This window comes from Pseudomonas sp. NPDC096950 (genome assembly GCF_044762525.1).
Lineage (GTDB): Bacteria > Pseudomonadota > Gammaproteobacteria > Pseudomonadales > Pseudomonadaceae > Aquipseudomonas.
In genome coordinates this window covers 22,537-38,052 of record NZ_JBIWEL010000029.1, presented here as the reverse complement: position 1 = coordinate 38,052, position 15,516 = coordinate 22,537, and the positions used below count along the sequence as shown (strand labels likewise).

Genomic DNA, 15,516 nt, shown 5'->3' with positions numbered 1-15,516 from the left:
CCTGAGCGCATCATTGCCTGATCTGCCGCTTTCGCGAGCAAGCCCGCTCCCACAGTTGGAATGCGATCAACTGTGGGAGCGGGCTTGCTCGCGAAGGCAATCTTTCAGACAGCGAAAATATCAGGATCAGCTCTCGTTACGCTGCCCAACAAGACTATCCACCGACGGCACCCGCGTATCGCTTTCCATCTGCGTGTCATGTTCGATCTGGTGACTGAACCGGTCCAGCGAACCCTTGGCCGGTTGCGCATCGCTGGCAAACACCGGCGGGCTCAGGATATACGCACCCAGCAGACGACTCAGCGCCGCGAGGCTGTCGATGTGCGTCCGCTCGTAACCATGGGTCGCATCGCAACCAAATGCCAGCAACGCGGTACGAATGTCATGCCCGGCAGTCACCGCCGAATGGGCATCGCTGAAGTAATAGCGGAACAGGTCGCGGCGCACCGGCAAGTCGTTGTCGCTGGCCAGTCGCAGCAAATGCCGCGACAGGTGATAGTCATACGGGCCGCCGGAATCCTGCATCGCCACACTCACCGCATGCTCGCTGGAGTGCTGCCCCGGCGCGACCGGCGCAATGTCGATGCCGACAAATTCGCTGACATCCCACGGCAATGCCGCCGCCGCGCCACTGCCGGTTTCCTCGGTGATGGTGAACAGCGGGTGACAGTCGATCATCAGCTCTTCACCGCTGTCGATGATGGCTTTCATCGCCGCCAACAGCGCGGCAACCCCGGCCTTGTCGTCGAGGTGACGGGCGCTGATGTGGCCGCTTTCGGTAAATTCCGGCAACGGATCGAACGCGACGAAATCGCCGACGCTGATCCCCAGGGAATCGCAATCGGCGCGGGTCGCGCAATAGGCGTCCAAGCGCAGTTCGACGTGGTCCCAACTGATCGGCATTTCATCCACGGCGGTGTTGAATGCATGCCCGGAAGCCATCAACGGCAACACGCTGCCACGAATCACGCCGTTGTCGGTAAACAGGCTGACGCGGCTGCCCTCCGCGAAACGGCTCGACCAGCAGCCGACCGGGGCCAGCGTCAGACGACCGTTATCTTTCACTGCACGCACCGCTGCGCCGATGGTGTCCAGATGCGCGGACACCGCTCGGTCCGGGCTGTTTTTCTTGCCCTTGAGGGTGGCGCGGATGGTGCCGCGCCGGGTCATCTCGAACGGAATGCCCAGCTCTTCGAGCCGCTCGGCAACGTAACGCACGATGGTGTCGGTGAATCCGGTCGGGCTGGGAATGGCGAGCATTTCCAGCAGGACTTTTTGCAGGTAGTTGAGATCCGGTTCTGGAATTTTGCTGGTCATGGAAACTCCTGATGAGTAAACGGCTGATCGTTCCCACGCTCTGCGTAGGAATGCAGCCAGGGACGCTTTGCGTCCCAAGAGCGGACGCAGAGCGTCCGAGGAGTCATTCCCACGCAGAGCGTGGGAACGATCATGAAGGGGAGGTCTAAACCGCCGGCTGACTATGCGGAAACAACAAATCCACAAACCGCTCCGCCGTCGGCTGCGGTTCATGATTCGCCAGGCCGGCGCGTTCATTGGCTTCGATAAACACATACTCCGGCTGATCGGCCGCCGGCACCAACAGGTCGAGCCCGACCATCGGAATGTCCAGCGCCCGCGCCGCGCGTACGGCGGCATCCACCAGCGTCGGGTGCAGGATCGCGGTGACGTCTTCAAGCACGCCGCCGGTATGAAGATTCGCCGTACGCCGTACGAACAGATGCTCACCCGCCGGCAGAATGCTCTCGTAGTCGTAACCCGCCGCCCGCAAGGTGCGCTCGGTTTCGTGGTCCAGCGGGATCTTGCTTTCACCGCTGGTGGCCGCCTGGCGACGTCGGCTCTGGGCTTCGATCAGCGCGCCGATGGAATGCTGGCCATCACCGACGACTTCCGCCGGCCTGCGAATGGCGGCGGCGACCACTTCAAAACCGATCACCACAATCCGCAGGTCCAGTCCTTCGTGGAAGCTTTCCAGCAACACACGGGTGTCGAACTGGCGCGCCGCTTCAATGGCTAGCTGAACCTCTTCAATGGTCTGCAAATCCACCGCCACGCCTTGGCCCTGTTCGCCGTCCAAGGGTTTGACCACCACCCGTTCATGCTCGTCGAGAAACGCCAGGTTGTCGTCGCCGTTACCCGCCAGTTGCTGGGAGGGCAGGTTCAGGCCAGCGGCTTTCAACACTTTATGGGTCAGGCTCTTGTCCTGGCACAGGCTCATGCTGATGGCGCTGGTCAGGTCGCTCAAGGATTCGCGGCAACGCACCCGGCGCCCGCCATGGCTGAGGGTAAACATCCCGGCGTCGGCGTCATCGACCTGCACATCAATGCCACGCCGATGGGCTTCCTCGACAATGATTCGCGCATAGGGATTGAACTCTGCCTCTGGCCCCGGCCCAAGGAACAGCGGCTGATTGATGCCGTTCTTGCGCTTGATGGCGAAGGTAGAAAGGTTACGAAAACCAAGCTTGGCGTAGAGGCTTTTCGCCTGGCGGTTGTCGTGCAACACCGACAGGTCCAGGTAACTCAGCCCACGGCTCATGAAGTGTTCGATCAAATGCCGCACCAGCACTTCGCCGACGCCGGGCCGCGAACAGTGCGGATCGACCGCCAGGCACCAGAGGCTGCTGCCGTTCTCCGGATCGTTGTAGGCCTTGTGATGATTGAGGCCCATGACGCTGCCGATGATCGCGCCGCTGTCCTCGTCTTCCGCCAGCCAATACACCGGGCCGCCCATGTGACGCGGGGTCAGCAACGACGGATCGATCGGCAACATGCCGCGGGCCTGATACAGCAGATTGATCGCCTGCCAATCCGCCTCGCTCTGGGCCCGACGAATACGGAAGCCGCGAAACACTCGGGTCGACTGGCGATAATCGCTGAACCACAGGCGCAAGGTGTCGGACGGATCAAGAAACAACTGTGCCGGCTCCAGCCCCAACACTTGCTGGGGCGCCGCCACATATAGGGCGATATCGCGCTCGCCAGGATGTTCGTTAAGCAACTCTTGGGCGATGCTCGCCGGATCAGGAAACGTATGCCCGATCAGCAACCGGCCCCAACCGCAATGCACCGCGATCGGTGCCGCGCCGAGTTCGCTGCCGTCCTCGGCCAGGCGCGCCTGCAAGCGTTCGTAAGTGGGAGACTGACCGCGCAACAAGCGTTGGCTGTAAGCCGTGGCGTGGGGTTTCATCGATCAGATTCCTTGTTCACTGAGCCACAGGTTCAGCGCCGCCAATTGCCACAACTTGGAGCCGCGCAACGGGGTCAACTGGCCCTGCGGGTCAGTCAGCAGGCGGTCGAGCATGGCCGGGTTGAACAGGCCGCGATCCTGACTTGGATCGAGCAGCAGTTCACGCACCCAGTTCAGGGTATCGCCCTGCAAATGCTTGAGGCCGGGCACCGGGAAGTAGCCTTTTTTACGATCGATCACTTCGCTTGGAATGACCAGCCGCGCCGCTTCTTTCAATACCTGCTTGCCACCGTCCGGCAGTTTGAATTTGCCCGGCACCCGGGCCGACAATTCCACCAGGCGATAATCGAGAAACGGCGTACGCGCTTCCAGGCCCCAGGCCATGGTCATGTTGTCGACGCGTTTGACCGGGTCGTCCACCAGCATGATCGTGCTGTCCAGGCGCAGGGCCTTGTCCACCGCCGCATCGGCGCCGGGTTGTGCGAAATGTTCCTTCACGAAGTCGCCAGCGGCGTCATTCGCCGTCAGCCATTTCGGCTGCACGGTGGCGGCATAATCTTCGTAGCTGCGGTCGAAAAACGCCTCGCGATACGCCGCGTACGGATCGGCCGCGCCGTCCACTTGCGGGTACCAGTGATAACCGGCGAACAATTCATCCGCGCCCTGGCCGCTTTGCACCACTTTGCAATGCTTGGCCACTTCCCGGGACAACAGATAGAAGGCGATGCAGTCATGGCTGACCATCGGCTCGCTCATGGCGCGGAACGCCGCAGGCAGTTGCTCGATGATCTCGCTTTCCTGAATCCGCAACTGGTGATGCTGGGTGCCGTAATGCTTGGCGATCAGGTCCGAATACTGGAACTCGTCGCCGCGTTCGCCGCCGGCATCCTGGAAACCGATGGAGAAGGTCGACAGGTTTTCCACGCCGACTTCACGCAACAGACCCACCAGCATGCTCGAATCGACGCCGCCAGAAAGCAGCACGCCGACATCCACCGCCGCGCGCTGACGGATCGCTACCGCTTCGCGGGTGCTGTCGAGCACACGGTCACGCCAGTCTTCCAGGGTCAGGTTCATCTCATCGGCGTGGGGGCCGTAGGGCAGGGTCCACCAGGTTTTCTGCTCGGTGGTGCCATCGGCTTCGATGCGCATCCAGGTCGCCGGCGGCAGTTTTTCGATGCCGGCGATCAAGGTGCGCGGGGCCGGGACCACCGCGTGGAAATTCAGATAGTGATTGAGCGCCACCGGATCGAGCATCGGGCTGATATCGCCACCCTTGAGCAACGCCGGCAATGCCGAGGCGAAGCGCAGGCGCTGGCCGGTGCGCGACAGGTACAACGGCTTCACGCCGAGACGGTCGCGGGCAATGAACAGGCGTTTGGCATCGCGCTCCCAGATAGCGAAGGCGAACATGCCATTGAGCTTGGGCAACAGTGCTTCGCCCCAGGCGTGATAGCCCTTGAGCAGCACTTCGGTATCGCCGCCGGAATAGAACGCATAACCGAGGCTTTCCAGCTCGGTGCGCAATTCCGGGAAGTTGTAGATCGCGCCGTTGAAAGCCAGGGACAGGCCCAGTTGGTTGTCGATCATCGGCTGCGCCGAGCCATCCGACAGGTCCATGATTTTCAGGCGACGATGGCCCATGGCAATCGGCCCTTGGCTGTGGAAGCCCCACGCATCCGGGCCGCGAGGGGCCAGGTGATGGGTGATTCGTTCAACGGCCGCGAGGTCCGCAGGTTGGTGATCAAAGCGTAACTCGCCAGCTAATCCGCACATAAAGTCCTTACCGGTTTTTCCGTTGGGGAGGGTCAGTCGATACCGCGCCGACACGGCGGGTACTCTGAAACTGACCCGGTGGGTTGGCGGGAGTTTTAGATCGATCGGTTATAAGTAGCAGGGCGGGGCTGTTGTAGGCGGCATGCACAACCACAGGGCTGCCGTGCGGTACATAGTTATAGAAAGCATGCGAGTTACTGCTCAAACCAGCGCCGGAACGTCCCGGTTTTCGTGTTTTTTTTCCTGCCTCGGAGTCGATAGGTTTAGGGCTACTGACCTGCAATAAGGATATTGCTGATGTTAACCACGCAAACCCCGGCGCCGGCGCGCCGACCATTGAGTCACACCGAAACCCTCATCGCGCTGCTGGAGGCAACCGGGGATCTGGACATCGCCGAGACGTTGCACAAGGGCCTTCCTGCCTGGTTACTCAAGGCGTCGCCGACGGTCCTCGCGGCGTTAGACACCGATACGCGAGAGCTGCTGGTTTATCAGCAAAAGTTCGAACTCCTGATGCAGAAGCTGCAACCGCTGGACACTTTTTGCGCGTCGCAACTGTCGAGCGCGCTGACCCGGAAGTGGTCCGTGGCGTTCGATGTGAACCACGACGCGTTAGTGCTTCCCGGGTTCGACTGTGGTTGCGAAGGCGCATCGACGACGACCGAAGGTGTGATGAAAATCCCCTCGGTCCGCCGCAGCCTGCTGCAGGCTGCGATGCAAAACTTCACCACCGCCGAAACCGAAAAGGACGGGTTTCCAGCCGAAAGCACTGTTGATGTCGCCTCGAGCCCGAAAGGTCTCACGGGCCTGACGCCACAAGCCTTTGCCACCCTGTGCCGGGAACTCGACCTGGGCCAGCGCTATCAAGACCACATCCGCGAAGTGTTCCAGCTCCCGACGACGTCCGACGGTCTGGTCAATGACCTCAAATGGCTCAAGATCAAGAAGCTCAGGGTCGATGCGCACCTGGCTTTCATGAAAGAGCACCTCACCGAAGCCGCCTATAAAACCCTGCTGACGCTCAACACTCACAGCGGAACAGGCAGTGAGACGGGGATCCAGAAAATCACCCACGGCAGCGAACCGCTGATCATCCAGGGCATGGAATTGTTCGGCACTTGTGTCTGGGGTGTGGTGGTGTTCTCCAAACGTTCGGTCGAGACGTATCCAAACGAATGGTGCGTGGTTTACATGCCCAACGAACCGGGGCGGCCGCTCTACGAATACAAGACTTTTGCCGAGTTCAAACTGTATCTGGGCCTGAAGTTGAAGGTGAACAGCTACAAGGACTACTTCGCCCACGGCATCGAAGAAGACCACAAACTGGAGTTCTTCAAATCCGCGGCACAGGCCAGCAACCTGGACACCTTCAAGGCGCTGCCGATCACCGTGCCGCTCTCCCAATTCCTGATCCAGAGTGCGCTCGGCAAGATGCAGATCGATGCCCGGGAGCTGGCCGTGCCGACGGCGGATGTGGATGAAGAGGCGCGCAAGCAGCGTTTGCAGAGTTTCATTGAGCTGGGTTTGACCGTCGCCAATGTCGCGGCATTTTTTGTCCCGGTGCTAGGGCAGTTGATGATTGGCGTGAGCGTCGGAATGGTGCTGGCCGAAGTCTATGACGGCGTGCAGGACTGGCAGCACGGCGACAAACAGGAAGCCCTGTCTCACCTGCTCAGCGTCGCGGAAAACCTCGCCTTGCTGGGTGCGTTTGCCGTTGGCGGTAAAGTCATCGGTGCGCTGGTCAAGAAAACCGTGCGTGAACACCCGGCGTTTTTCAGTCAGTTCGAATCGATGACCCATAGCAGCGGCAAGCCGCGTCTCTGGAAGACCGACCTCCAGCCGTACAAGCGTCCCCTCGGTTTGCTGAGCGGGCGTGCCGCCGACGCCGAAGGGGTTTACCAGGTTGACGGGCATCCGCACATCCGCATCGACGACAGCGCCTATCGGATTCATTACGACCCGACGCTGAAAAAATGGCGGGTTCGGCATTTTTCCCGGGACGATGCCTTTTCGCCGGTTCTCGAACACAACGGCGAACGCGGCTGGCGGCTGGCATTCGAGCAACCCCATCAATGGCGTGAGGGCAGCTATGCGCTCAAACGTGCGGATTCACGCTTGGCGGCGCTGGAGGACAGTCGGTTGGAAACCATTCGACGGGTCACCGGCACTTCAGTCCCGGACCTGCATCACCTTAACGAAGAAAGCCTGGTCTTGAGCGCCCGGTTGAAGGACTGCATCGAGCGTTTTCGCCTGGACCAACGCCTGCGCGACTGTATCGCCGCCCTGGAAAAAGGCGATCCCCGCAGTGCCGTGCATGCCTCCGAGCATCTGCAGGCGTTGCCGTCCATGAGCGGCTGGCCGGCCGGGCGCTATATCCGCGTGCTGGGGCGCGATCAAAAGGTCAGCGCGGTGTATCCGAAAACCGCACGGGTCACGGACGAGGAACTGGCGGTTGATGTCACTGAAACGGATCTGGCCCAGGGCAAGTTGTTCGAGAAGGTGGTGGCTGGCTTGTACCAGACCGAAGTGGACACGTTGATCGGTGCCAAGACCAGCACGGAAAAGGACGTCGATGCGCTGGCGAAAAAACTCAGCGCCGCGTTGAAGCAGGATCGCGTACCGCTGTTCAACCGCTTGTACCAGTTGCACGACGTCAGTACGGCCAGTGATGTGGAACTCGTCAGGAAGGAATTCGCGCAGTTGCCCGTCGACATGGCGCAGGAATTGATCGATCAGGCCAGCAGCGTCGAGCGCTTGCGTCTGCGAGCCAACAAGCGCGTGCCCATGGGGCTGGCGCAAAAGTCCCGTGAAGGGGTGGCGGATGTGCAGTTGGACCGAGCCATCAGCGGCTTGTCCCTGCCGGAAATCGCCAGTGGCGACAGCGAAAATCTGGCGTTGGCCTTGCTCGAACACTTGCGTGGCTGGGATCGCAAAATGTTGCTTGAGGTGCGAGAAGGCTCGATCACCGGCAACGTGCTGCACAGTATTCGTCGGGAGGGCAGTGTGTTGAAGCGCACTGTCGTCAAGTCAGCGGCCGGCTACCAGGCTTTTGGCAGCGATGGAAAGTCCCTCGGCCCGGCAACAAAAGGTCCGGACGCCTTGTACGAAGCCATCGTGCAAGCCCTTCCCACGGCACAACGGACAGCCATGGGGCTGGGCAATCAGTTGCCGGCGCAAGCCAGGTTGTTGCGCGGCCAGTTGCTGGCCCGGGCCACGGAGGAACGGGCGCAAGCGGCGCGTTTACTCGTGGGTAAACCCTTGGAAATCGCCGCGCCAGCCGCTTGTATCCAGGCCGACCCACCGCTGCCTTCAGCGACTCACCCCCGTGCATTGCTGCGCAAAGTCAAAAAGCTCTATCCGCTGCTGACGGATAAACAGCTCAATACCCTGCTCGATGGCCTGGGCACTGACCACCTGACCAGGGCCACGGCGGTCAAGCAGCGCAAGACTCAACTCGAAACCCTGCGCGGCGTGCTCAAGACCTGGCGCAACGATGACGCCAACATGCGCAAGCTGCCGGGCGACTGGCGTGAATACCAACAAAGTCGTCGACAGGTGGCCAATGCCATCGAGAACAGTTGGCGGCGAATGGTGCTCCTGCGCAATGAGCAGGGCAACGATGTGCCAGGGCTGAACCTGGATGGCATGCGTGTCGGCAAGCTCCCGACATTGCCGGCCGATATCGACTTCAGTCACGTCCAGCGTTTGTCATTGAAAGGCATGCAGCAGGGCGACGACATGGTGCACTTCCTGAAATCCTTCAAGGGCATTGAATCCCTGGAGCTGGACGGCAACCAAATCACCGCGTTGCCCGACGCGTTGGCGCTGATGCCCAAACTCATCCACTTGAGCCTGGCGAACAACCGGCTGCGCTTGTCCGAGACAACCCTGGTGAAACTGGCGGCCATGCGCTCACTGGAATCGCTGAACCTGAGCAAAAACGCCCTGGGCGCCACCCCCGATGTCACCAAGATGTTCGATTTGCGTCTGCTGGCGCTGCGTGACACCGGGGCTACCGAGCTGCCCAAAGGCCTGGTCCGGTTGCCTCATCTGAATTTCGTCGACCTGCGCGAGAACAACATTCGGACGCTGCCCGACTGGCTGTTTGAGGCTCCCACGCGCTTCAGCAAAAGCATCAACCTGCGAACCAACACCCTGGACGACGCCAGTCGCATCAAGCTCGAAACCTATCGGGATAGCACCGGGGTGGGCATGGGCTATTTCGACGATGACATCGCCCGTATGAACGAACAGAGCGCCAAGGCGCTTTGGTTGCCAGAGGAAACCAGGGTCACTTACACCCGACGTGGCGAGATCTGGAACGCGTTCAGGGATGATCCGCAGTCCGAAAGTCTGTTCCAGTTGCTGGCCGAGTTGGGGAACACCGCGGACAGCGAATACGTTCGCGAAGACATGACCCGCAGAGTCTGGTCGGTGCTGGAAGCCGCCTATGGCGATGCGGCGTTGCGTGACCAAGTGCTGAATCAGGCGGCCAACCCGATCAACTGCACGGACACGGCGGCGATGAATTTCAGCAACCTGGAAGTGGCGGTGGAGGTGGATAAAGTCCGACGGCTGTCCGGCACCACCGCCGATTCCGCCAAGCCACTGTTGCAACTGGGGCGAGTGTTGTTTCGAATCGAGCGATTGAATGCCATCGCCCTGGAACATAAAGCCACCCACCCGGCGGTGGACCCGCTGGAGGCCAACCTGGCGTATCGAACGGGGCTGGCGGAGGATCTTGAATTGCCGGGGCAGCCCAAGTACATGCGTTTTTCCTCCCTCGGCGACGTGACAGCCACCGACATTGCGGCGGCGAAAAACCAAATCCTCGCCGCCGAGCTTTCCCCGGCGTTGCGCACATCCTTGGCGAAGCAATTCTTCTGGGTCGACTACCTGAAACAGTATTCGCCCAAGGCGTTCTCGGCGATGAATGCGCCGTTTCAAACCCGCTTGAGCGAGGTGTTCGAAAAGGCCGAGACCCTCAAGGATGCCGATTACCGAGCGCAGGTCGAGGCCATCAATAAGGACCGCGACCTGTCCGAGATGAAGCTGCTGGAACGTTTGACGGACGAGACCATGAAGCGGGTTGACCTGGGGTTGTGTGCCATCGCGGAAGTTTGACTCAACTGCCGCGGATCAACCGGCGCAAGGCAAAGCGATTCGGGTGACAGGCCTCGGCGACGCTGCGCGGCAAGGGCAACGGTTCGTTGTCCAGCCACGCGGCCAGTAACTCGCCGGACAGTGGCGCGGTGATCAAACCCCGTGAGCCATGACCGCTGTTGACGTACAAGCCCTCGAGCCAGGGGCACGGGAAGTCCGGCACTTGCCGGGCGTCCTTGCTCAGGGCGGCATAGGCCTGGTTGAACGCTTGGCCATCAGCCAATGGGCCGACGATGGGCAGGTAGTCGGGGCTGGTGCAACGGAACGCCGCGCGACCTTGCAGCTGTTCGGCGTCCAGTTGATCGGCGTGCAGGCGGGTGACCAGATCGCTGGAAATCTCTTCCAGCAATTGCAGGTTGCCCAGGTGTTCGGCGGTGGTCGGCGTCAGGTCATCGCTGTTGAAATCGAAACTGGCGCCCAGGGTGTGTTCGCCCAAGCGTGCAGGCGCGACATAACCTTCGGCGCAGACCACTGTGGCCAGACTCTGGCTTTCGTCGGTTTGCGCCAGTCGAGTGATTTGTCCGCGAATGCGTTTTAGCGGCAGGTCGGCGCTTTGTTCAAAACGCTTGATCTCGGCGGCACCGGCCAATACCACCACGGGTGCGCTGGCGAGCAAGGTGTCGCCGTCCCAGGCTTGCCACTGGTGCTCGACCTTGCGCAGTTCCAGCACATCGCGATGGGTCAACAACTGAATATTGGGTTGGGTGGCCTGCCACTGACACAGCGCTGGCGGATGCACCCAGCCACCTTCGGGATAAAACAAGCCGCCATGGGCCAGCGCAATGCCGGCCCGCGCTTCAGCTTGTTGCTGATCCAGCACATGCAGCAGGTCCGCAGGAAACGCCGCCGCCAATTGCGCCTGGCGCTCGGCTTCCTTGGCATTGAACGCCAGTTGCAACACACCGCAGCCGTCCCAGTCGACACCGCGATGCAAGTGTTCGAGTGCGCGCCGGGTGTGGCCGAAACCGCTGACGATCAATTGCGACAACGCAGTGCCATGAGCCGACAGTTTCAAGTACAGCACGCCTTGCGGATTGCCCGAGGCTTCCTGGGCGATGTCGGCATGCCGTTCCAGCAAACTGACCTGCCACCCCCGGGCCGCAAGGCTGGCCGCACTGGCACAACCGGCGAGGCCGGCACCGATCACCACGGCGCGGCGTTCGCCTTTATGCACGGGCGGACGCGCGAACCAGGGTTTGGCGGTGACAGATGCGGCAACTTCGGTGGGCCAGCCGAGGAAGGCGCCTCGCAGGATTTCCCATTTGTGGCCGATGCCCGGGGTGCGCTTCATCTTGAAGCCCGCCGCGTTGAGCAACCGACGTACCCAACCGGTGCTGGTAAAGGTGCTGATGGTCGAGTCGGGAGCGGACAGGCGCGCCAGTTCGGCGAACAACTCGGCGGTCCACATGTCGGGGTTTTTCGCCGGGGCAAAACCGTCGAGAAACCACGCATCGATCTGCGCGTCCAGCTGCGGCAATTGTTCCAGTGCATCGCCGATCAGCAAGGTCAGGGTCACCCGACCGTTATCCAGCACCAGCCGTTGGAAACCCTGATGGATCGCCACGTATTGGGCCAGCAATTGATCGGCGAATGGCTTGAGTTCTGGCCACAGCGCTAATGCCCGTTGCAGGTCCGGGGCAGTCAGCGGGTACTTTTCCACGCTGACAAAATGCAATCGCGCACCGGCCACGGCCTGCTCTTCGAACAGTTGCCAGGCGCAGAGGAAATTCAACCCGGTGCCGAAACCGGTCTCGCCAATCACCAGGCAACCGTCGGCGGGCAACGCGGCAAAGCGTTCCTTCAAACGGTTTTGTTCGATGAACACATAACGGGTTTCATCCAGCCCGGACAGGTCGGAAAAATACACATCATCGAACACCCGCGAGTACGGGCGTCCCTGGTCATCCCAGTCGAGCTGGGCGTGGGGCAATTCGGGGTTCATGGCAGGCTCGGTAACGGCAAGGCGGGCATTCTATCTGATCGGTGGGGGCGTGCTTGATCCATGGCAGGTTCTTAGACAGGTAAGGCTGCGATCTTTTGATCTTGCTCGTGATCTTGAACTTCTCCCCCCATAGGAGAGGTCAATCCGCTAGTCTTGCTCAATCTTGGAAGGGAGCCGCCCATGTTCGAATCTGCCGAAATCGGTCACGCCATCGACAAAGAAACCTACGACGCCGAAGTGCCGGCCCTGCGGGAAGCCTTGCTCGAAGCGCAGTTTGAACTGCAGCAGCAACAACGCTTTCCGGTGATCATTTTGATCAACGGCATCGAAGGCGCCGGCAAAGGCGAAACGGTCAAGTTGCTCAACGAATGGATGGACCCGCGCCTGATCGAGGTGCGCACCTTCGACCAGCAGACCGACGAAGAACTGGCGCGGCCACCGGCCTGGCGTTACTGGCGGATGCTGCCGGCCAAGGGCCGCATGGGGATTTTCTTCGGCAACTGGTACAGCCAGATGCTGCAAGGTCGCGTCCATGGCGACTTCAAGGATGCGGTGCTGGATCAGGCGATCAACCAGTCCGAGCGTTTCGAAAAAATGCTCTGCGACGAAGGCGCGCTGATCTTCAAGTTCTGGTTCCACCTCTCCAAGAAGCAAATGAAGGCGCGTCTCAAGGCGCTGGCCGACGACCCGTTGCACAGTTGGCGCATCAGCCCGCTGGACTGGCAGCAATCCAAGACCTACGACAAATTCGTCAAATACGGCGAGCGCGTGCTGCGTCGCACCAGTCGCGACTATGCGCCGTGGCATGTGATCGAAGGCGTCGACCCGCATTACCGCAGTCTGGTGGTCGGCCAGATTCTGCTCGAAGGCCTGCAAAATGCCTTGAAGCGGCCCAAGGTCCATCCTGACAAAGTCAACGCCGCGCCGTTGCCCATTCATGTCGATCAAATGAACCTGCTCGACAGCCTGGATTTGACCCAAAGCCTGGACAAGGACGATTACGAAGAACAACTGATTACCGAACAGGCGCGGTTCTCCGGCCTGATGCGCGACAAACGCATGCGTCAGCACGCCTTGGTGGCGGTGTTCGAGGGCAATGATGCGGCGGGCAAGGGCGGGGCGATTCGTCGGGTTGCGGCAGCCCTCGACCCACGTCAGTACAGCATCGTGCCGATTGCCGCGCCCACCGAAGAAGAACGGGCGCAACCCTACCTGTGGCGTTTCTGGCGGCACCTCCCGGCCAAGGGTAAATTCACCGTGTTCGACCGTTCGTGGTACGGCCGGGTGCTGGTGGAGCGCGTCGAAGGCTTCTGCCCTCCGGCAGACTGGCTGCGGGCGTACAGCGAGATCAACGATTTCGAAGAGCAGATCTCCGACTCCCACGTCATCGTGGTCAAGTTCTGGCTGGCCATCGACAAGCAAACTCAACTGGAGCGCTTCCAGGCTCGGGAAGAAATCCCCTTCAAACGCTTCAAGATCACCGAAGACGACTGGCGCAACCGCGACAAGTGGGACGCCTATCGCGCGGCGGTCGGCGACATGGTCGACCGCACCAGCACCGAGATCTCACCCTGGACCCTGGTGGAAGCCAATGACAAGCGCTGGGCGCGGGTCAAAGTGTTGCGCACCATCAACCGGGCGCTGGAAGAGGCGTTCGAAAAAGCCGACAAGAAAGCCAGGAAGCACAAGAACTAGGACGATGGTTGCGCATACGCGAGGTGAATGATTGTCGCGGTCGGCAATGGGGTGGACTTATGCTCGGTCCACTCTCAACCGACAACAACAATGAGGTATGCCATGCGTGAAGTGGTGATCGTCGACAGCGTACGGACCGGCCTGGCCAAATCCTTTCGCGGCAAGTTCAATCAGACCCGTCCGGACGACATGGCGGCCCACTGTGTCAATGCGCTGCTGACGCGCAACGACATCGACCCGGCCAGCGTCGAGGATTGCATTGTCGGCGCCGGCTCCAACGAAGGCGCCCAGGGCTATAACATCGGGCGCAACGTCGCGGTGCTCTCGCACCTGGGCATCGGCACCGCCGGCATGACCCTCAACCGTTTCTGTTCCTCGGGCCTGCAAGCCATCGCGATTGCTGCGAACCAGATCGCCTCGGGTTGCAGCGACATCATCGTGGCCGGTGGCGTCGAGTCCATCAGCCTGACCATGAAAAGCGTCAACACCGATAACCTGATCAATCCGCTGCTCAAGGAACAGGTGCCGGGCATCTATTTCCCGATGGGCCAGACCGCTGAAATCGTCGCCCGACGTTACAACGTCAGCCGCGAAGAACAGGATCTTTACGCGTTGCAGAGCCAGCAACGCACGGCCCAGGCCCAGGCGGCCGGTTTGTTCAATGATGAAATCGTGCCGATGGCGGTCAAGTACCGGGTCGAAGACAAGGCCACCGGTCAGGTGCAAATCCTTGACGGCATCGTCGACCACGATGACTGCAACCGCCCGGACACCACCCTGCAAAGCCTCGCCGGTTTGAAACCGGTGTTCGCCGAGGACGGCTCGGTGACGGCGGGTAACTCGTCGCAGTTGTCGGATGGTGCGTCGATGACTCTGGTGATGAGCCTGGAAAAAGCCCTGGAATTGGGCTTGAAGCCGAAAGCGTTCTTCCGTGGCTTCACCGTGGCCGGTTGCGCGCCGGATGAAATGGGCATCGGCCCGGTGTTCTCGGTGCCGAAGCTGCTCAAGGCCAAGGGCTTGCAGATTGCCGATATCGATTTGTGGGAACTCAACGAAGCGTTCGCGTCCCAGTGCCTGTACAGCCGTAATCGGCTGGAAATCGATAACGCCAAGTACAACGTCAATGGCGGGTCGATTTCCATCGGGCACCCATTCGGAATGACCGGGTCGCGGCAGGTCGGGCATATCGTGCGGGAACTGCAACGGCGCAATTTGCGTTATGGCGTGGTGACCATGTGCGTGGGTGGCGGGATGGGGGCGACGGGGTTGTTTGAGGCGGTGCGTTAAACCGCGGGATTTGGGTTGTCTGTTTAATAGCCTTCGCGAGCAGGCTCGCTCCCACATTGGATCTATGGCGCTCATCAGATCCCTGTGGGAGCGAGCCTGCTCGCGAAGGCAGCGACTCGGTCTACCTGTTTTTGCTCTGAAGCTGCATCCGCTCGATATACGCCTGAATCTCCCGCGCCGCCGCCTCAGGGTTGTCAAACGGACCCTCGAGGGTGTTTTCCCGGGTGCTGAAATACAACTCCCCATTCACACGACACATCCGGTCACTGCGAAAGTGCGTGGCGGGGGCGTTGTCCTGGGCGCGCATGCCGTACATGGCGATCTCCTGAGGGTAGGTCCTGATTGCGGATCCAATGAGCTTATGCCTGAAGTACTTGCGGCGCCTGGCGACCTGATCGACGGCACTTCGTCAATTTAGCGTTGCGACCTGCACAGTTTCATTCGC

8 protein-coding genes are annotated in these 15,516 nt (G+C 60.8%); 3 read left to right on the top strand and 5 right to left on the bottom strand.

All coding sequences use genetic code 11. From position 1 onward, the window contains the following. Nucleotides 1–126: 126 nt before the first annotated feature. From ACIQY3_RS29870 to ACIQY3_RS29860, 3 genes are all read right to left on the bottom strand, one after another. On the bottom strand, nt 127–1,317 hold the full coding sequence (locus ACIQY3_RS29870; protein WP_054051863.1) for an osmoprotectant NAGGN system M42 family peptidase: 1,191 nt from the start codon (nt 1,315–1,317) through the stop codon (nt 127–129). Nucleotides 1,318–1,462: 145 nt separating this feature from the next. Further along, nucleotides 1,463–3,208, bottom strand: coding sequence for an N-acetylglutaminylglutamine synthetase (gene ngg / locus ACIQY3_RS29865; protein ID WP_403027098.1), 1,746 nt, complete (start codon nt 3,206–3,208; stop codon nt 1,463–1,465). A gap of 3 nt (nt 3,209–3,211) precedes the next feature. Further along, entirely contained in the window at nt 3,212–4,984 is a 1,773-nt protein-coding gene (locus ACIQY3_RS29860) for an N-acetylglutaminylglutamine amidotransferase (protein ID WP_403027093.1), read from the bottom strand. Between the two features lie 297 nt (nt 4,985–5,281). On the opposite strand from ACIQY3_RS29860, the gene ACIQY3_RS29855 reads away from it, so the two are divergent. Next, nucleotides 5,282–10,108: an NEL-type E3 ubiquitin ligase domain-containing protein gene (locus ACIQY3_RS29855; RefSeq protein WP_403027090.1), complete on the top strand. Its 4,827-nt coding sequence runs from the start codon at nt 5,282–5,284 to the stop codon at nt 10,106–10,108. 1 nt (nt 10,109) lies between these two features. Here the strand turns inward: ACIQY3_RS29855 and mnmC are convergent, their stop codons facing one another. After that, the gene (mnmC, locus tag ACIQY3_RS29850; RefSeq protein ID WP_403027087.1) at nt 10,110–12,089 is read right to left on the bottom strand and encodes a bifunctional tRNA (5-methylaminomethyl-2-thiouridine)(34)-methyltransferase MnmD/FAD-dependent 5-carboxymethylaminomethyl-2-thiouridine(34) oxidoreductase MnmC; all 1,980 of its coding nucleotides are present in this window, start codon (nt 12,087–12,089) and stop codon (nt 10,110–10,112) included. A 180-nt stretch (nt 12,090–12,269) separates the two neighbouring features. Here mnmC and pap point away from each other — a divergent pair, with 180 nt between their 5' ends. Continuing rightward, nucleotides 12,270–13,784, top strand: coding sequence for a polyphosphate:AMP phosphotransferase (pap, locus tag ACIQY3_RS29845; RefSeq protein ID WP_403027084.1), 1,515 nt, complete (start codon nt 12,270–12,272; stop codon nt 13,782–13,784). Between the two features lie 102 nt (nt 13,785–13,886). After that, on the top strand, nt 13,887–15,071 hold the full coding sequence (locus ACIQY3_RS29840) for a thiolase family protein (RefSeq protein WP_054051873.1): 1,185 nt from the start codon (nt 13,887–13,889) through the stop codon (nt 15,069–15,071). Nucleotides 15,072–15,192: 121 nt separating this feature from the next. Here ACIQY3_RS29840 and ACIQY3_RS29835 read toward each other — a convergent pair whose 3' ends face one another. Further along, the gene (locus tag ACIQY3_RS29835; RefSeq protein ID WP_054613892.1) at nt 15,193–15,387 is read right to left on the bottom strand and encodes a DUF6316 family protein; all 195 of its coding nucleotides are present in this window, start codon (nt 15,385–15,387) and stop codon (nt 15,193–15,195) included. Nucleotides 15,388–15,516: the final 129 nt, after the last annotated feature.

What these genes read in the sequence shown, in the direction of transcription:
- ACIQY3_RS29870 (WP_054051863.1), bottom strand. Translation starts at nt 1,317, where the DNA reads ATGACCAGCAAAATTCCAGAACCGGATCTCAACTACCTGCAAAAAGTC.
- ngg (WP_403027098.1), bottom strand. Translation starts at nt 3,208, where the DNA reads ATGAAACCCCACGCCACGGCTTACAGCCAACGCTTGTTGCGCGGTCAG.
- ACIQY3_RS29860 (WP_403027093.1), bottom strand. Translation starts at nt 4,984, where the DNA reads ATGTGCGGATTAGCTGGCGAGTTACGCTTTGATCACCAACCTGCGGAC.
- ACIQY3_RS29855 (WP_403027090.1), top strand. Translation starts at nt 5,282, where the DNA reads ATGTTAACCACGCAAACCCCGGCGCCGGCGCGCCGACCATTGAGTCAC.
- mnmC (WP_403027087.1), bottom strand. Translation starts at nt 12,089, where the DNA reads ATGAACCCCGAATTGCCCCACGCCCAGCTCGACTGGGATGACCAGGGA.
- pap (WP_403027084.1), top strand. Translation starts at nt 12,270, where the DNA reads ATGTTCGAATCTGCCGAAATCGGTCACGCCATCGACAAAGAAACCTAC.
- ACIQY3_RS29840 (WP_054051873.1), top strand. Translation starts at nt 13,887, where the DNA reads ATGCGTGAAGTGGTGATCGTCGACAGCGTACGGACCGGCCTGGCCAAA.
- ACIQY3_RS29835 (WP_054613892.1), bottom strand. Translation starts at nt 15,387, where the DNA reads ATGTACGGCATGCGCGCCCAGGACAACGCCCCCGCCACGCACTTTCGC.